This window comes from Amycolatopsis sp. NPDC057786 (assembly GCF_042797905.1).
Lineage (GTDB): Bacteria > Actinomycetota > Actinomycetes > Mycobacteriales > Pseudonocardiaceae > Amycolatopsis.
The window spans coordinates 46386-63587 of the sequence record NZ_JBHVKW010000040.1; the positions used below are offsets into that span (position 1 = coordinate 46386).

The following is a 17202-nucleotide window of genomic DNA, read 5'->3' on the forward strand; positions in this document are numbered from 1 at the left end:
CGCGATCGCCGTGTTTGCCGCGGCATCGCCGGGGTATCCGACCGAGGAGAGGGCCCCGCCGGTTGAGCACCCGAGTTCGTCATCCCGGAGGCAGAGACCCGTGAGTACGCCAGTCCACAACCGCACAGACCACGCCGCCCGGCAGCAGTCGGCGCCGGAACCCTTACTGGCAGGCAACAAAACCCGGAGTCAGATCTTCCTGGTCAAACTGTTCGCCATCGTGCCAGCCGTGGCGCTGGCCGCCACGGTCCCCCTCGCGTGGGGCTGGGGCCTGGGGTGGATCGATATCGCGCTGGCCGCGTTCTTCTACGCACTGACCAGCCTCGGCGTGACCATCGGATTCCATCGCTACTTCACCCACGGCGCGTTCACCGCCACTCGCGGACTGCGGATCGCACTCGCGGTCGCCGGCAGCATGGCCTTGCAGGGCCCAATCATCGCCTGGGTCGCGGATCACCGCCGCCACCACGCCTACGCCGACCGCGACGGCGACCCGCACTCTCCCTGGCGATTCGGCACCTCGGCACGGGCACTCGTCAAGGGATTCTGGTACGCGCACATGGGGTGGCTGTTCGAACGCGAACAGACCAACGCCAAACGGTTCGCGCCCGAGCTGCTCGCCGACCCCGGCATCCGGCGCGTCGACCGGTGGTTCCCCGCGTTGACCGCCGTGTCGCTGCTCCTGCCCGCGCTGGCGGGCGGGCTGATCACCCTCTCCTGGTGGGGTGCGGCGACCGCGTTCTTCTGGGCAGGCCTCGTACGCGTCGCGCTCCTGCACCACGTGACCTGGTCGGTGAACTCGATCTGCCACATGATCGGCGACCGGCCCTTCACCTCGCGGGACAAGTCGGCGAACTTCTGGCCACTGGCGATCCTGTCTATGGGCGAGTCCTGGCACAACTCCCACCACGCCGACCCCACCTGCGCCCGTCACGGCGTACGCCGCGGCCAGATCGACATCTCCGCCCGCGTCATCCGGATCTTCGAAAAACTCGGCTGGGCCACCAAAGTCCGCTGGCCGAGGCCAGAACGCCTGGCCCGCAAGCTCAAGACCGCCGAGAACGCCCCATGACGATCTTTCGCTGACCGTACGTCCATTCCGGAAAGCCGGCCTGACCACTGTGGACGACACAGCCGCGCGAGCACACTGAAAGACCGAGAGTGTCTCAGGCCACAATTCGCCGGCAAGATCCTGCTTCAGAGACGTCGACTCCTGAAACAGCGAAAAGCGCCGATCGAATGATCGGCGCTTTTCGTGAAGTACCCCCGATGGGATTCGAACCCACGCTACCGGCGTGAGAGGCCGGCGTCCTAGGCCGCTAGACGACGGGGGCTAGGAATTTTCTCCTTCAGAAGGAGATTTTCAGTTGTTCACCTGCTGTGTTGCTGCGGAGAAACTTACCAGACCGGGTTTCCCGCCTTCGCAGGGGGGTCACTCTGTGTTTCACTCCGGAGAGTTCTCCAGCTGGGGTACCAGGACTCGAACCTAGACTAACTGGACCAGAACCAGTCGTGCTGCCAATTACACCATACCCCAGTGAGGTACCGTTCCGGCCTTGACCGGCTCGGTGCCGCACGAGAAAGAATACTAGAGCACGCCGTTCCGCACCGTGAAAGCGGGGGTCTCCGTAGCACGCTGGGCGGGGACGCCGAGCTTCGCGAACTCGGAAACGAGCAGCTCAGGCAGCTCGTCGAGGCCGGAGATGGTGTGCACACCCGCCGGGGCGCGCTCGGCGATGCCGTCCCGGTCGAGCCAGACGGCACCCAGGCCGGCGTCGCGTGCGCCGATGGCGTCGGTGTCGAGTTTGTCGCCGACATGGACCGCCTGGGCGGGGTCGCAGCCCAGGCCGAGGCAGACCGAGTGGAACATCGCCGGGTCCGGTTTGGCTACTCCGAGTTCACCGGCGATGGCCACGTGATCGAAGAACCGGGCGAGCCCGAGGTCGGCGATCTTCTTGCGCTGATGCGCGCCGGAGGCGTTCGTCACGGCCGCGACGAAGACACCGGCAGCTCTCAACCATTCCAGGCACGGGAGGACATCTTCGAACAATTGCCACGAACGCGTGAGAATTTCACGACGGCGTCTTTCGAAGCCCTTGACCTGGTCTTCGTCGGCCAGAATACCGATCTCGGCCAGGAAACATTCAGTACGCTTGTGATGCATGATCGCGTAATCGATTTCGCCCGCCACCACCAGCGCGACATGCTCTTCGGTGATGAGATCCCAAAGCGGCCAAAGGTCGTTCTGGCCGGTGAGCGCGCTCAGGCTGAGCCGGATCGCCGCCGTGCAGTCGATCAGCGTGTCATCGATGTCGAGGCATACCAACCGTAACTCCGGCGGCTCCCACGGCGCTCCCTCCGGAGCGTCCGGCGTGGTTCGTGACGGGGTCCGGGGCACGAGAGCGAAATCCACCAAGTGAGGCTAGGGCACTCAGCGCGATCGCGACTCTGCCGATGAGGTGATTAAGGCTGGTCTGTTCCGGCGCGGGCACTCTACTCCCAGTTGGTGAGATGACGTGTTTTAGTTACCGGACAACGGCTAACACGAGCGGGCGGGTGAAATACCGGCGACCGGCACACGGGCCGATTCGCGGCGCGCACACCCTGTGACGACAACGAAATCCTTACCCGGCTTCGAGTCGCGGACCGTCCACAAGGGCATTTCGGCGATCGCCGTCCTTCCGGGACTTTTCCGTCCCGCTTAGCGTCCTTTTTGGACAGTAGGCACGGCCACCCGGACCGGTGAGACCCGGGTCATACCCCGAACGGCGTATCCGCCCGGATGGCGCTTGACGCGCCGGTCGGGCAGGTGCATGCTGAACTTATTCAACAAGTGATGAATAAGGGTTTCGAAGGGGTGGGACGGATGAGCGAACGCACGAACTGCGTGGTCGTCGGCGGTGGCCCCGCGGGCATCGTCGCCGGATTGCTGCTGGCCAGGGCCGGGGTCGAGGTCACCGTGCTGGAGAAGCACAAGGACTTCCTGAGGGACTTCCGCGGCGACACCGTGCACCCGTCGACGTTGACGTTGCTCGACGAACTGGGCCTCGGGGAGAAATTCCTCAGCCTGCCGCACAGCGAGATCTCCTACGCCGGCTTCCCCGCCGAGGACGGCACGATGATGCGCCTGGCCGACCTGACCCGGCTGAAGGTGGCGCACCCGTACATCGCGATGGTCCCGCAATGGGATTTCCTGGACCTGCTCGCCGACGCGGGCGCGAAGGAACCCACGTTCACGCTGCGGCAGAGCACGGAGATGACCGGGCTGATCTTCGAACAGGGCGGGGTGCGCGGGGTCCGCTACCGCGAGGCCGACGGGAAGACGGGCGAACTACGCGCCGACCTGGTGATCGCGGCCGACGGGCGCTGGTCGCTGGCCCGCCGCGAGGCCGGGCTGACGACGAAGGACTACGCCATCCCGTTCGACGCGTGGTGGTTCCGGATCTCGCGGCGGGACGGCGAGCAGGAGGGGATGCTGACCCCGAAGATGCGGGATCGCCGCTTCGCCGTTCCGCTGCCGCGCAAGGGCTACTTCCAGATCGCCTACCTCAGCCCCAAAGGCGGCGACCTCCGCGAGAAGGGCATCGAAGCGTTCCGGGAGAACGTGGCCGCGATCCTCCCCGAACTGGCCGACCGGGTGGACGAGCTGAAGACGACCGACGACGTCAAATTCCTCGACGTCAAGATGAATCTGCTTCGGAAGTGGCATGTCGACGGGCTGCTGTGCATCGGTGACGCGGCGCACGCGATGTCGCCGGTCGGCGGGGTCGGCATCAACCTCGCGGTGCAGGACGCGGTCGCGGCCGCCACCCTGCTCGCCGAGCCGCTGCGCCGGGGCAGGCCGTCGGTGGCGGAGCTGGCGAAGGTCCGCAAGCGCCGTCTCGCGCCGACGATGCTGGTGCAGGGGCTGCAACGGATGCTGCACAAGAACGTCATGAAACCGGTCATGGAGGGCAGGCGCGACGGTCCGCCCGAGGTGATGGTGAAGCTGTTCGACCGGTTCCCCGTGCTGTCCTACGTCCCGGCCCGGTTGCTGGGCCTGGGGCTGCGGCCCGAGCACGCGCCTGCCTTCGCGCGGCGGGCGATGGAGCCGGCCGGGAGCTAGGTCCCGAACGCCATGAAAGGTCCTTTCCTTGCAAATTTTGCAAGGAAAGGACCTTTCATGGCACTTGAGGTCAGATGTCCTGCACCGGGTTGGTCAATGTGCCGATGCCTTCGATCGTGATCGAGACCGACTCGCCGTCCTCGATCGGGCCGACGCCCTCGGGCGTGCCGGTCAGGATGACGTCGCCGGGCAGCAGGGTCATCACACCGGACACGAACTCGACCAGCTCGGGGATCTTGTGCACCAGGTCCGAGGTCCGGCCGTCCTGTTTGAGGACACCGTCCACCTCGGACCTGAGCGCGAGGTCGGCCGCGTCGAGCGACGTCTCGATCCACGGACCCAGCGGGCAGAAGGTGTCGAACCCCTTCGCCCTGCCCCACTGGCCGTCGGACTTCTGCAGGTCACGCGCGCTGACGTCGTTCGCCACGGTGTAGCCGAGGATCGCGCTCGCCGCACGGGCGGCAGGCACGTTCTTGACCGGCTGGCCGATGACGATCGCCAGTTCGCCTTCGAAGTCGACGCGGCCGACGCCACGCGGACGGCGGATGGGCGCGTTCGGGCCGATCACCGTGGTCGACGGCTTGATGAACAGCATCGGGTCCTTCGGGACCTCGTTGCCGAACTCGGCCGCGTGCTTGGCGTAGTTCCGGCCGACCGCGATCACCTTCGACGGCAGGATCGGCGCGAGCAGCCGGACGTCGGCGAGCGGCCAGCGCTTGCCGGTGAAGTTGGGGTTGCCGAAGGGGTGCTCGGCGATTTCCAGTACCTGGGCGTCGTCGCCGTCCCCTTCGATCGAAGCGAACGCGACACCACCGGGATGAGCAATTCGGGCTAGACGCACTCCCCCACTGTACGACTCCTCACGCCGGGCCCTCCCTGAGGGACTTGTGCACGAGCGCGTCGCACAACGCCAGCCAGCTCGCTTCGACGATGTTGCCGTGCACGCCGACGGTGGTCCATTCCCGTTCGCCGTCGCTGGTCTCGACGAGCACGCGCGTGACGGCGTCGGTACCCGGATGGCCGGGCAGGATCCGCACCTTGTAGTCGGCCAGCTCCACACTGTCCAACCAGGACAGATGCGGGCTGAGCGCCTCGCGCAGGGCGGCGTCGAGCGCGTGCACGGGACCGTTGCCCTCGGCGGTCGCGATCACGCGCTGCCCGGCGACGTGCACCTTCACCGTCGCCTCGGACACGACCTCGCCGCCGGACCGGTGGTCCAGCACGACCCGGTACGACTCGAGTTCGAACGGCGGTTCGTCGAGGACGTCGCTCTGCGGGCCGTCGACCTCCCGCCGCAGCAGCAGTTCCAGTGAAGCGTCCGCGGCTTCGAAGGACCAGCCTTCGGATTCGAGCCGCTTCACCTTCCGGACGGCGCTCGTCAGCGCCTCGGGCTGGCCGGCAAGGTCGACCCCGAGCTCACGTCCCTTGAGCTCCAGGCTGGCCCTGCCGGCCATCTCGGTGACCAGTACCCGCATGTCATTGCCGACCGAAGCTGGATCGATGTGGTTGTACAGCAACGGATCCACCTTGATCGCGCTCGCGTGCAGTCCCGCCTTGTGGGCGAAGGCCGACGCCCCTACGTAAGCCTGGTGGGTGTAGGGGGCGATGTTCGCGATTTCGGCAAGGGCATGGGAGACCCGGGTGAGCTCGGCGGCGCCTCCGGTCGGGAGCACCTCCATACCGAGCTTGGTCACCAGATTTCCCGTCACGGCGAACAGATCGGCGTTACCCGCCCGTTCGCCGTAACCATTGGCGGTGCACTGGACGTGCGTCACGCCGGCCTGCACGGCGGCGACGGAATTCGCCACCGCGCAGGAAGTGTCGTCCTGACAATGGATTCCGAGCCGGAATCCGGTCCTCTCCTTGACCTCGCGGACGGTTTCCGCGAGGCCGAGCGGCAGCTGCCCGCCGTTGGTGTCGCACAGCACGGCGACGTCGGCGCCCGCGTTCACTCCCGCGTCGAGCACCTTCAGCGCGGTGTCCGGGGAGAACGCGTAGCCGTCGAAAAAGTGTTCCGCGTCAAGGAAGACGCGACGTCCTTCGCCGACGAGGAACGCGACGGTGTCCCGCACCATCTCGCACGCCTCGTCGACATCGACCCGCAACGCGCGCTCGATGTGGCGTAAGTCCGATTTGGCCACCAGGGTGATCACCGGCGCCTGGGAATCGAGCAGGGCCCGCACCTGCTGGTCCTGCTCGGCCTTGGTGCCCGCCTTCCGCGTCGCGCCGAACGCGACGAGCGCGGCGTGGCGCAGTTTCAGTTCGCCCGAAGCGGCTCGGGCGAAGAATTCCGTGTCCTTGGGCAGCGCGCCCGGCCATCCGCCTTCGATGAACCCGACCCCGAGATCGTCGAGCAGCCTCGCCACCGCCAGCTTGTCCGTGACGGAGTAGGAGATCCCCTCGCGCTGCGCACCGTCGCGCAACGTCGTGTCGTACAGGTGGAAGGCGTCGCCGAGTGGCGTATCGGCGGGCTCCTTGCGGGTCACGGGGACTCCTCGTGGTGGTGGCAAAACGTGTTCAGGCAACAAAAAAACCTCCCGCATGGGTGCGAGAGGTTGCGCGCCGGGGGCTCTTGTGGAGCTGTTATCCGGCGCGCTCGGCGATAATGATGGTGCAGGAGGTCACGGACGCATCATGGCACACGGTCCGGCGGGCGTCCACAGGCCGGGCGAAAGATTCCACACTCCGGGACGCACTCCCGTGCCGCCGACGTTGCGAAAGCCTCTTTCGCAACGTTGAAGGTTGCGAAAGTGGCTTTCGCAACACGCGGACCCACGGCCTCCGGATGCGACAAAGGGGCCCTTCACCGCGTGAGATGCGGCGAAGGGCCCCTTCAGCCCGAAGAAACTACTGAGTGACCGGGCGCACGTTCGACGACACCAGCGCCGCCAGCCGGTCACCGATCGCGTGCGTCGCCCCTGGCGACGCCTGGTCGCGGGTCGCGAGGTCGAAGGCCACCGAGGCCTCGATCCGCCGCGCCGCTTCCTTCTGACCCAAGTGGTCCAGCAGCAACGCGACCGAAAGCACCGCGGCGGTCGGGTCGGCGAGACCCTGGCCCGCGATATCCGGGGCGCTGCCGTGCACCGGCTCGAACATGCTCGGGTTCCGCCGGGTGATGTCGAGGTTCCCGCTCGCCGCCAGCCCGATGCCGCCGGTCACGGCCGCCGCCAGGTCGGTGATGATGTCGCCGAACAGGTTGTCCGTCACCACGACGTCGAACCGGGACGGGTCGGTCACCAGGTGGATGGTCGCGGCGTCCACATGGGAGTACGCGACGGTCACCTCCGGGTGCTCCAGCGAGACCTCTTCGACGATCCGCGACCACAGCGAACCCGCGTACTCCAGCACGTTCGTCTTGTGCAGGAGCGTCAGGTGCTTGCGGGGCCGCGCCTCTGCCCGGTTGAACGCGTCGGTCACCACGCGCCGGACGCCGAACGCCGTGTTGACGCTGACCTCCGTCGCGATCTCGTTCTCGGTGTCCTTGCGCAGCAGGCCACCGTTGCCCGCGTACGGGCCTTCGGTGCCTTCACGCACGACGACCATGTCGATCTCGCCCGCCTCCGCGAGCGGTCCGCGCACTCCCGGGTACAACCGGGCGGGGCGCAGGTTCACGTGGTGGTCGAGCTCGAACCGGAGGCGCAGCAACAGCCCGCGCTCCAGGATGCCGCTCGGCACCGTCGGGTCGCCCACCGCGCCCAGCAGGATCGCGTCGTGCTGACGGAGTTCACCGAGTACCGACTCCGGGAGCAGCTCGCCGGTGGAGTGCCACCGGGCGGCGCCGAGGTCGTAGTTCGTGATCTCCGCAGTCGGTACGACCTCACCGAGCACCTTGAGCGCCTCGGAGACCACTTCGGGCCCGATCCCGTCTCCTGGGATCACCGCGAGCCGCATCCACACACCTCCGTAGACCAGGCCACCGGCAGTCCGGATGGCCCATCCGCAAGAAAACGCCAGCAGCGGAAGGTTACCGGCCGTAGCCCGGTAGCCGTAGCCGCACCACCCTTATGCCGGAATCTCCCACAGAGCGAGACAGCCGAAAGGGTGAAAACAAGAAGGGACGCCCTGGCGGAAAGCATGCCGCCAGGGCGTCCCTCACCTCATCGAACGCGGATTACCGCACTACCGCGTCAGCCCACACCGATCGGCTGACGTCCGGTGTGCCGTCCGCCGTTACCCGGCCGGTCGACACCGGAGTTGCCGCCACCGGCGTTCGTCTGGATCTTCACCACGTTCGCCCGGTTGCCCGAGGCGTTGTGGTGCTCGATCGCCAGCAGGCCCAGCACGGTGTCCTGCGCGGCCGCGTTGCGGTTGACCACCAGCGCCGTGCCCGGCTTCGCGACGTAGCCCAGCGCGGAGTCGCCGCCGCCCTGGACGCTGTACGCGGGAGCCAAGGCGTCGAACGAAAGCGGCGTACCGACGTAGTCGATCGTCGACGAATCCGCACCCGGCGCCGCGTAGAACCCGGAGGTCCCGACCGTGTAGCTGATCTTGTGCGACGCGGCGTTCGGGTCGATGCCCAGTGCCGCGATGCTCACCGGCAGCACGACGACGTTGGTGTCGTACACGTTCGTGTCGACGTCGCCGAGCTGGCCGTTGATCGGCTGGATGTCCACCTGCGGGAAGCCCGGCTTCAGTGCCACGGTGACCGCCACGAGGACGTCCGTGGACGTCACCTTGGTCACATAGGTCTCGAAGTCCGGCTGCCCGTCGCCCGTGGTGTCGATGTCCACGAACGGCGAGGTGTTGCTGCCCAGGTTGGCCAGGTCGCTCCAGGTGGTGAGACCGAAGGCCAGCATCGCGTTCTCCGGCTCACCCTGCGCCTTGGCCAGCGGAGCCGTCGACGCGGCGCCGATGTAGCGCAGGTCGGCGCCCTTGGCGGTCTGGTTCAGGGTGCAGTCGGTGGTGACGTCGCCGTCGCACTCGGGCAGCTGCGGGGATTCCGCCTGCAGTTCGAGCACGCTGATCAGCGAGCGGTACCGCTGCGGACCGGTGCCCTGGTCCACGCCCTTGCCGGTCAGGTTCAGCACGGCCTGGTTCTGGCCGGCGCCGAAGTTGACGTTGCCCGGGGTGTTGATGGACGAGACGGGCTTCGGCGCGGAGTACACCGAAAGCCGCAGCGGAACGGTCGTACCGCTCTTCGGGGTGAACGCGATCCGGCCGGAGGCGTCCGCCACGAACTGACGGGCGAGGCCGACCTGCGTCGCCGCCATGGTCGGGTCCATGACCTTGCGGAGCGCCTTGGGGTCGGCGATCTTCAGGGTGACCTTGACCATCGCGATTCCGCGCGGGCTCAGCTTCACGGTCGGCTTGTCCACTGTGTACTCGACACCGGGGAGCGCGTTCACGGCCTCGTAGCCCACCGAGTACTCGACCGGCTTGATGCCCTTGTTGACCACCTTGACCGTCTTGGTCAGGGTGACCGGGCCGCCCGCTTCGACGACGCCGAAGTTGACCGAGACGAAGCCGGGGTTGTCGACGACGTAGGCCAGGACCTGGTTGTCCAGCGCGGCCTTCGCGTCGATCCGGCCGCTGCCCACGCGCTGCGGCCCGTAGACCCGGCCCGACGCGTCGCGGATGTCGTGGCCGGCAGTGTTGATGACCGAGGCCTTGACCTCTTCGACCGACCAGTCCGGGTGCGCCTGACGGATCAGGGCGGTGATCCCCGAGGTGTGCGGAGCGGCCATCGACGTCCCGGAGATGACCAGGCGACCGGCACCGCTTCCGCTCAGCGCGGACGCGATCGAGTCACCGGGCGCCGCGACGTCCGGCTTGACGGCCGGGCCTCGCCCGCCACGCGAGGTGAACGAGCTCGGGGTGTCCACAATGGACTGGTCGGTCGTCGGCACGGACACGCGGCCCTTGCCGGTCATCCGGACCTGCAGCGTGCCCGCGGTCACCGCGGGACGGACCGAGGCGGTCGCGCTGCCGGTCAGCTGGAACGTCGGCGTGGCCGCGTTGCCTGCGATCCCGGCCGAGAAGTGCTCCAGGGTGGACGAGAACAGCGCGCCCTTGGCACCGGCCGCCTGCGCGTGGTTCGAGCGGACGACCGAACCGCAGGCACGGGTCGCGTCGTTGTCGTCCCATTCGAGGAACACGATCTTGCCCGCGGCCTTGGCCTTGTCGGCTTCGGAGTACGGCTTGCACCCGGCGGCGTTGTCGGCCGACAGCGTGACCACCGGCGCGGTGACGTCGAGCGTGTCGTAGGTCGCGTAGTTCTGGCTGAACTGCCCGGTCTTCGCACCCTTCACACCGTCGGGAGCGACGGCTTCGACGGCGTCGCGCAGGACGGACGCGTCACGGCTGCTGGCGACGGTCAGCGCCTCGGGCGTGTTGCCCGGCGCGCCACCGACGTCGTTGAGGTCTCCGCCGTTGCCCGCGGAGAACACCGGGACGACGTTGTTCGCGGCGATCTTGCGCACGAACAGCGAGTCCGGGTCGTCCGGGGTGGCGAAGTCGCCGCCCAGCGAAAGGTTGACCACGTCGAGGTGGTCGGTGAAGTCACCGTCACCGTCCGGGTCGAGCGACCAGTCCAGCGCCTGCGAGGTGACGTTGGTCGAGCCGTCGCAGCCGAAGACCTTGATCGCGTACAGCAGGGCCTTGGGCGCGGTGCCCGGGCCGATCTGCATCGCCTCGATCTTCTTCTTGTTCAGCTTCTTGTAGTCACCGGTGAAGGTCTTGCCCGCTTCGTCCACACCGAAACCGGCGACCGTGCCCGCGACGTGCGTGCCGTGGTGGCCGCACGAGATCGGGTTGGGGTCCGGCTTCGGGGTGTTGAGGGCCGGGTCGTCGCTGCCCGAGTCGTAGGCGTCGCCGACCAGGTCGATACCGCCGACGACCTTGTCGGTCGGGAAGGCCGGAGTGGCCTGGTCGCGGTTGATCGCCTTGTACGCGTCGGCCGTGCCCGGCCCGCCGAAGGTGGCGTGGGTGTAGTCGATGCCGTCGTCGATCACGCCGACGCGGATGCCGTCGCCGTAGCGGCCGGTCTGCTGCCAGGAGGCGAGCGTGTTGGTCAGCTGGACCGCGCTGGAGTTGGTGCGGGTCTTCGGCACGACCTTCTTGACCGAGACGACGTCCGGCCGCTTCGCCAGCTCGCGGATCTTCGCGGCGTCGGCCGTGACGACCGCGCCGGCGACCGCGTTGGCGGTCTGCGTGACCAGCTGGGTGCCGGCGTCGGCGGCCTTGAGCTGCCCGACGACGGAGTTCACCGTCGCGGCGGCGTCGGCTTTCGCGTTCTTCGCGGCCTTCTTCGCCTGTTCCTTGCCCGCGCCCTTGTTCTGCTCGGCGTTGAAGGCGTCGACGGCGGGCTGCTTGGCCAGCTCGACGAAGGCGGTGATCTTGCCTTGGGCGGCCTTGAGCTTCGGCTCGACCTTCCCCTGGAATCCGTTACGGTCGATCTTCGCCGGCGTGACGCCGTCCGCGAGAGGGACATCCTGCGCGGCAGCGGACGCCCCGGTCACGGACGTCACGAGCAACGCGGCGAAGACCGCGGCCGACGAGCGGATCGCCCATCGGGGTACGCGGGATCTGTTCATGAGTACGTGCCCTCACTCGAGGCCTGGACTCGGAACCTGCCTACCGCTCGAACACACCCCCGACGGTGAGCCCCGGCGCCGCGCCGTGCCCTTGACGACGCGATGGTTCGGCCTCGCCGGAAGAACCTATCCGGGGACCAGCCCGACTTCAGTAGGCATTTTTCACCGTTATTGAATCTTGCTCTGCGATCCCGCGAACCCCGCACACACAACGACCGCATTTAGTCGACTAATTGCGAAAAAGTACATGAAGGCCCCTTCCTGTACCTAGGCGCAAGGAAGGGGGCCTTCATGTACTCGGAGGTCAGCCGAAGTTGACCGCGCGAATGGTGTGCGCGCCCACGGTGGCGCCGATCGGCTCCAGCAGGTGCGAGTCGACGGAACGGTCCACGCGCAGCAGCATGACCGCGTCCGCGCCGTCGGTGGTCTGGCTGATCTGCGCGGCCTCGATGTTGAGGCCCGCCTCGCCGAGCAGCGTGCCGACACGGCCCATGATGCCCGGGCGGTCCGGGTATTCGAGCAGCAGCACGTTGCCTTCGGCGCGCAGGTCGAAGTGGCGGCCGTTGACCTCGACCAGCTTCTCGACCTCGTCCTTGCCGGTCACCGAACCGGACACCGAAAGGGTCGTGCCGTCGGCGTGGACCGCGCGGACGGTGACCAGGCTGCGGAACTTGGGGCTTTCGGTCTCGGTGACCAGATCGACCTGGACACCCAGTTCTTCGGCCACGCGCGGCGCGTTCACGAAGGTGACCTGGTCCTCGACGACGCCGGAGAACACGCCGCGTTCGGCCGCGAGCGGCAGCACGCTGACGTCCTCGGTGGACAGCTCGCCCTTGACCACGACGGTGACCGAGGCCGGGGCCTTCGGGTTCAGCGCGGTCAGCAGGGTGCCGAGCTTCTGGGTGAGCGAAAGGTACGGCCGGACGTGCTCTCCGACCGTGCCGCCGCCCGCGACGTTCACCGCGTCCGGCACGAAGTCGCCGCGCAGCGCGAGCAGCACGGACTTCGCGACGTCGGTGCCCGCGCGGTCCTGCGCCTCGGCGGTCGAGGCGCCCAGGTGCGGGGTGACGACGACGTTCGGCAGACCGAACAGCGGGCTTTCGGTGGTGGGCTCGGTGACGAACACGTCGATACCGGCGCCGCCGACGTGGCCGGAGCTGACCGCGTCCGCCAACGCCTGCTCGTCGATCAGGCCACCGCGCGCGGCGTTGACGATGATGACGCCCTGCTTGGTCTTCTTGAGCGCCTCGGCGCCGATCAGGCCCTTGGTCTCCGGGGTCTTCGGCAGGTGGATGGAGATCGCGTCGGCGCGCTCAAGCAGTTCATCCAGCGTGACCAGCTCGATGCCGAGCTGCGCGGCGCGGGCGGCCGAGACGTAGGGGTCGTAGGCGATGAGCTTGGTGTCGAAGGCGGCGAGCCGCTGCGCGAACAGCTGGCCGATCTTGCCGAGGCCGACCACACCGATGGTCTTGCCCTGGATCTCGACGCCGGAGTAGGCGCTGCGCTTCCACGCGCCACCTTGGAGGCTCTGGTCGGCGGCCGGGACCCGGCGGGCGACGGCGAGCAGCAGGGCGACGGCGTGTTCGGCGGCGGAGACGATGTTCGACGTCGGCGCGTTGACCACCAGGACACCGCGTTCGGTGGCGGCGGGGACCTCGACGTTGTCCAGCCCGACGCCGGCGCGGGCGACGACCTTGAGCGAGGTGGTGGCGCCGAGGACCTCGGCGTCGACCTTCGTCGCGGACCGCACGAGCAGCGCGTCCGCCGTCTTCACGGCCTCGAGCAGCGCGGGGCGGTCCGTGCCGTCCACATGCTGGACCTCGACCTCGTCGGAGAAGACGCTCAGCACGGAGGGGGCGAGCTTCTCGGCGATGAGGACGACGGGCTTGTTCGGCTTGGTCACGATACGGCTCCCACTATCTGGTCTGTGCCTGCGACTCGGGGGTTGATTGGCTTCTCGGCGGGAAAAGTGCCTCGAAGCGTTGACGGTCACGCCGTTGTGCCCGGTTGCGCCGCAGTTTAGACCTGGTGACAGGGGATTGTTAACTCGCCCGTAATCCGGCGAAAACGAGGTCGAGGAGCCGTTCGAGGCCCTTGTCACCCGAAAGGTGTTCGCTGGCCCAGGAAAGCGCGTGCAGCAGCACCAGCAACTCGTGCACTGTGACGTCCGCCCGGAGCTCGCCAGAGGCCTTCGCCCTTTCCACCAGGTGGGACACCTGGTCCCGCATCGCGTGACATGAGGCGTACAGCGGCGAGGTCTCGTCGTCGAGGACGTCGACCATCAGTTCGGGCAGTCCGCGGTACCGCGTCGCCTGTTCACCCATCCCGGCGAACCAAGCCTTGAGCGCTTCCACCGGATCCGGCGAATCGAGGAGTTCGCGGGCCACCGCGGCCTGCGCGTCGTAGCCCTCCCGAAGCACCGTCTCGACCAGAGCCTCCCGCGTCGGGAAGTGCCGGTAGAGCGTCCCGATGCCGACGCCGGCCCGGCGCGCGATCTCTTCCAGTGACGCCTCGACCCCGTGCGCGGCGAAGGCGCGCCTCGCCTCTTCGAGGAGGCGCTCGTAGTTGCGCCGGGCGTCCGCCCGCAGCGGCTTCTTCTCGGTGTCCATCGCGCTCCCGAGCCTAGGCCGTGACCCGCAGGCCATGTTCGCGGTCTCCGTGTCCAGGCGGCCTCTGACGGCCCGGATCTGGATCACGGAGCCCATCGAACACGGCCCGCAGGACACGGCCTCGACAAATCGGAGGCAGCCTCCGTATAGTCGGCGGCGTAAGCGGAGGCTGCCTCATGTCAGCTGGGGAGAACCACGAATGACGTTGATCGACGAAACCCGGGAGCGGCTGGGCCCGGTGGGTGTCTGGCTGCCGGTCGGCATGTTCACGCCGTCACCGGAGGAGGAACGGCGGGCGATACGACGGCTCGAAGAGCTGGGCTACCGCACCGTTTGGGGAGGTGAGGGGCCTGGGAACCGGGAGCTCTTCGCGTACAGCGCCATCACGCTGGCCGCCACCGAACGGGTGGTGGCCGGCACCGGGATCGCGAACATCTGGTCGCGGCCCGCGTACACCGCCCACAGCGGTGGCCGGACGCTCGCGCACGCCTTCCCCGGCCGGTTCGTGCTCGGCGTCGGGATCGGGCACTCGTATCAGGCGGCGAAGGCGGGCTCGGACTACCGGCCGCTCGAACAGACCCGTGACTACCTCACGGCCCTGGCCGCGGCGGCGGAGGAATTCCCGGCGCCGGTACCGTTCCCGCTCGTCCTCGCCGCCGTCGGACCGAAGATGCTCGAACTCGCGCGGGAGCTGACGGACGGCGCGCACCCGTTCGCCCAGCCCTTCGAGCACACGCCGTACTCCCGCGAGATCCTCGGCCGGGACAAGCTGCTCATCCCCACCCATTCGATTCTCCTCGGCGACCGCGAAGAAGCGAGGAAGAGCGTGGCGAAAGACATCGGGCTGATGAAGCAGTACGGCGTCCTGCACTATTTCAAGGGATGGAAGCGGCTCGGCTACACCGACGCCGACATCGACGACGTCAGCGACCGGCTCGTGGACGGGCTGACCGCGTGGGGCGACGAGGAACGGATCGCCGGGCGGATCAAGGAACTCGTGGACGCCGGCGCGGACACCGTGCTCGTCCATCCGGCCGGCGACGATCTTCAGTCCATAGTGGATCAGCTGGAACGGCTCGCCCCGGCACTCGCGGAGGTGACCCGATGAGCGTCGGGATCTGGACGTTCTCGTTCGACGGCAAGGAAATCGGTGAAGTCCGCGAGGCGGCCGCGGAAGTCGAAGAACTCGGCTTCGACACGCTGTGGTTCGGGGAGTACCTGGGACGGGAGGCGTTCACGCAGGCGGGACTGCTGCTGGCGGCGACGTCCCGGCTGACCGTCGCCACCGGTATCGCGCGGTTCTCCCATCGGGCGCCCGTCGCCGCGGCCGCCGCCGAGCAGACCCTCGCGGAGGCCTATCCGGGCCGGTTCATCCTCGGCCTCGGCGGCCATCTGCCGGGCACCAAACCGCTGGAGGCGATGCGCGGCTATCTCGACGAAATGGACGGCACCGAACTGTCCACACCGGACTCCCCACGCCGGCGTGTACTGGCCGCCCTTGGGCCGAAGATGCTCGCCTTGGCCGCGGAACGCACCGATGGGGCGCATTCGTACTTCGTCCCCGTCGAGCACACCGCGCTGGCGCGGGAAGCCATCGGCCCTTCGGCCTTCCTCGCCGTCGAGCAGGCCGTCGTCCTCGGATCGGACCGGGAGATCGCGCGGCGGCACGTGTCGATGTACCTGGACGTGGCCGCCCACCATCAGGCGAATCTGCGGCGGTTCGGGTTCACCGAGGAGGACTACGGCTCCGAGCGGCTCGTGGACGCGCTGGTCGCCGTCGGGGAGGACGGGATCGACGCCCGGGTGCGGGCGCATCTGGACGCGGGCGCGGATCACGTCTGTCTGCAGGTCCTGACCGGGGACGACCGGATCCCGCTGGCCGAATGGCGGGTTCTGTCGGGGGTCGGGGGTAGCGTGCGGGAGCGTGACGTCACCGGCTGAACTCGCCTTCGAGAAGGCACGGGAACTGATCGACGCGCGAGACCTCGCCGGGCTCGCGCGCCTGATCGGTGACCTGCCCACGCTCGTCCACGCACACGGGAAGAACGGGAACGACCTGCTCGGCATGGCCGCCGCGACCTGCGACGAGCGGCTGTGCCGGATCCTGCTCGACCACGGCGCCGATCCGGCTTCGGCCAACGTCCACGGCTGGACGGCGTTGCACCAGGCCGGGTACGCCGGGCTGCCGCTGCTGGTCACGATGCTGCTCGACGCGGGCGCCCCGGTCGACGTTCCGGCCCGGGGTGACGGCGGGACGCCGCTGGTGGTCGCGCTGTTCTGGGGCCATCGCGAGGCGGCGGAACTGCTGGCTTCGCGCAGCGTCTCCCCCGGCAACCTGCGCGTCGCCGCCGGGCTCGGCCGGGCGGTCCTGCTCGACGAGCTGCTCGCGCCGGACGGCAAGCTCTCCCGCGCGGCGGGCGCGCATCGCGAGTTCCATCGGCCGCACAGCGGTTTCCCGGAATGGCGGCCGAGCGACGATCCGGCCGAGGTCGTCGACGAGGCTCTTTCGTGGGCCGCGCGGAACGACCGGTCCGACGCGATGCGGACCCTGGTGGCGAGGGGCGCTCGGGTGGACGCCGACGTGTACCGCGGCACGGCGCTGACCTGGGCTGCCGCTCAGGGGAAGTCGTCGGCGATCAGGACCTTGGCGGAACTCGGCGCTTCGGTGAACCGCCAGGGCACCTTCGGCGGGCTTTCGCACGGAGAAGGTGTCACGGCGCTGCACCTGGCGGTGCAGGGCGGGCACGTCGACGCGGTGCGGGCCTTGCTCGAGGCGGGGGCGGATCCTTCGCTCGAGGATTCGCTGTACTCGTCGTCGGCCTTGGGGTGGGCCGAGCATTTCGAGCAGACGGAGATCGCGGCGGTGCTGCGGAGCGCTTGAGCGCGCCTGGCATGTGGGCACCCGCCCGCACGAGTGTCGCGAAAGCCACTTTCGAGACGTCTGGCGTCGCGAAAG

At 68.3% G+C, this 17202-nt stretch carries 12 protein-coding genes and 2 tRNA genes; 5 read left to right on the forward strand and 9 right to left on the reverse strand.

All coding sequences use genetic code 11. The annotated features are described in order from the left end of the window. The first annotated feature begins 100 nt into the window (after window positions 1-100). Window positions 101-1072 carry an acyl-CoA desaturase gene (locus ACFVM3_RS21330; RefSeq protein ID WP_378441043.1) on the forward strand — a complete coding sequence of 324 codons (972 nt, stop codon included), beginning with the start codon at window positions 101-103 and terminating at the stop codon, window positions 1070-1072. Between the two features lie 189 nt (window positions 1073-1261). Here the strand turns inward: ACFVM3_RS21330 and ACFVM3_RS21335 are convergent. The 3 genes from ACFVM3_RS21335 to ACFVM3_RS21345 form a co-directional block, all read right to left on the reverse strand. Continuing rightward, a tRNA-Glu gene (locus ACFVM3_RS21335) sits at window positions 1262-1334 on the reverse strand. Between the two features lie 131 nt (window positions 1335-1465). Then, a tRNA-Gln gene (locus ACFVM3_RS21340) sits at window positions 1466-1537 on the reverse strand. Between the two features lie 51 nt (window positions 1538-1588). Then, window positions 1589-2413, reverse strand: coding sequence for an HAD family hydrolase (locus ACFVM3_RS21345; RefSeq protein WP_378441048.1), 825 nt, complete (start codon window positions 2411-2413; stop codon window positions 1589-1591). 453 nt (window positions 2414-2866) lie between these two features. Here ACFVM3_RS21345 and ACFVM3_RS21350 point away from each other — a divergent pair, with 453 nt between their 5' ends. Continuing rightward, window positions 2867-4105 carry an FAD-dependent oxidoreductase gene (locus ACFVM3_RS21350; RefSeq protein WP_378441050.1) on the forward strand — a complete coding sequence of 413 codons (1239 nt, stop codon included), beginning with the start codon at window positions 2867-2869 and terminating at the stop codon, window positions 4103-4105. 70 nt (window positions 4106-4175) lie between these two features. Here ACFVM3_RS21350 and ACFVM3_RS21355 read toward each other — a convergent pair whose 3' ends face one another. From ACFVM3_RS21355 to ACFVM3_RS21380, 6 genes are all read right to left on the reverse strand, one after another. After that, window positions 4176-4946, reverse strand: a complete 771-nt coding sequence (locus ACFVM3_RS21355; protein ID WP_378441052.1) for a fumarylacetoacetate hydrolase family protein — start codon at window positions 4944-4946, stop codon at window positions 4176-4178. A gap of 19 nt (window positions 4947-4965) precedes the next feature. After that, the gene (gene cimA, locus ACFVM3_RS21360; RefSeq protein ID WP_378441054.1) at window positions 4966-6591 is read right to left on the reverse strand and encodes a citramalate synthase; all 1626 of its coding nucleotides are present in this window, start codon (window positions 6589-6591) and stop codon (window positions 4966-4968) included. A gap of 361 nt (window positions 6592-6952) precedes the next feature. After that, window positions 6953-7996, reverse strand: a complete 1044-nt coding sequence (locus ACFVM3_RS21365) for a 3-isopropylmalate dehydrogenase (RefSeq protein WP_378441056.1) — start codon at window positions 7994-7996, stop codon at window positions 6953-6955. Between the two features lie 236 nt (window positions 7997-8232). Continuing rightward, window positions 8233-11637: a S8 family serine peptidase gene (locus tag ACFVM3_RS21370; protein WP_378441058.1), complete on the reverse strand. Its 3405-nt coding sequence runs from the start codon at window positions 11635-11637 to the stop codon at window positions 8233-8235. Between the two features lie 304 nt (window positions 11638-11941). Beyond that, window positions 11942-13540: a phosphoglycerate dehydrogenase gene (gene serA, locus ACFVM3_RS21375; protein ID WP_125673458.1), complete on the reverse strand. Its 1599-nt coding sequence runs from the start codon at window positions 13538-13540 to the stop codon at window positions 11942-11944. 139 nt (window positions 13541-13679) lie between these two features. Further along, window positions 13680-14246 (reverse strand): TetR/AcrR family transcriptional regulator, encoded by a 567-nt coding sequence (locus ACFVM3_RS21380; RefSeq protein WP_378441060.1) that lies wholly within the window; start codon window positions 14244-14246, stop codon window positions 13680-13682. A 199-nt stretch (window positions 14247-14445) separates the two neighbouring features. Between ACFVM3_RS21380 and ACFVM3_RS21385 the strand changes: the two genes are divergently transcribed. The 3 genes from ACFVM3_RS21385 to ACFVM3_RS21395 are packed head-to-tail and all read left to right on the forward strand — an operon-like array spanning window position 14446 to window position 17127. Further along, window positions 14446-15354: a TIGR03620 family F420-dependent LLM class oxidoreductase gene (locus ACFVM3_RS21385; RefSeq protein ID WP_378441062.1), complete on the forward strand. Its 909-nt coding sequence runs from the start codon at window positions 14446-14448 to the stop codon at window positions 15352-15354. Beyond that, window positions 15351-16187 (forward strand): TIGR03620 family F420-dependent LLM class oxidoreductase, encoded by an 837-nt coding sequence (locus ACFVM3_RS21390; RefSeq protein ID WP_378441064.1) that lies wholly within the window; start codon window positions 15351-15353, stop codon window positions 16185-16187. The genes ACFVM3_RS21385 and ACFVM3_RS21390 overlap by 4 nt, the downstream gene beginning before the upstream one ends. Beyond that, window positions 16171-17127 (forward strand): ankyrin repeat domain-containing protein, encoded by a 957-nt coding sequence (locus ACFVM3_RS21395; protein WP_378441066.1) that lies wholly within the window; start codon window positions 16171-16173, stop codon window positions 17125-17127. Before ACFVM3_RS21390 ends, ACFVM3_RS21395 begins: the two co-directional genes overlap by 17 nt. The last annotated feature ends 75 nt before the right edge of the window (window positions 17128-17202 follow it).

Coding starts and splice junctions, on each gene's coding strand:
- ACFVM3_RS21350 (WP_378441050.1), top strand. CDS start 2,867: ATGAGCGAACGCACGAACTGCGTGGTCGTCGGCGGTGGCCCCGCGGGC.
- ACFVM3_RS21365 (WP_378441056.1), bottom strand. CDS start 7,996: ATGCGGCTCGCGGTGATCCCAGGAGACGGGATCGGGCCCGAAGTGGTC.
- ACFVM3_RS21370 (WP_378441058.1), bottom strand. CDS start 11,637: ATGAACAGATCCCGCGTACCCCGATGGGCGATCCGCTCGTCGGCCGCG.
- ACFVM3_RS21380 (WP_378441060.1), bottom strand. CDS start 14,246: ATGGACACCGAGAAGAAGCCGCTGCGGGCGGACGCCCGGCGCAACTAC.
- ACFVM3_RS21385 (WP_378441062.1), top strand. CDS start 14,446: ATGACGTTGATCGACGAAACCCGGGAGCGGCTGGGCCCGGTGGGTGTC.
- ACFVM3_RS21390 (WP_378441064.1), top strand. CDS start 15,351: ATGAGCGTCGGGATCTGGACGTTCTCGTTCGACGGCAAGGAAATCGGT.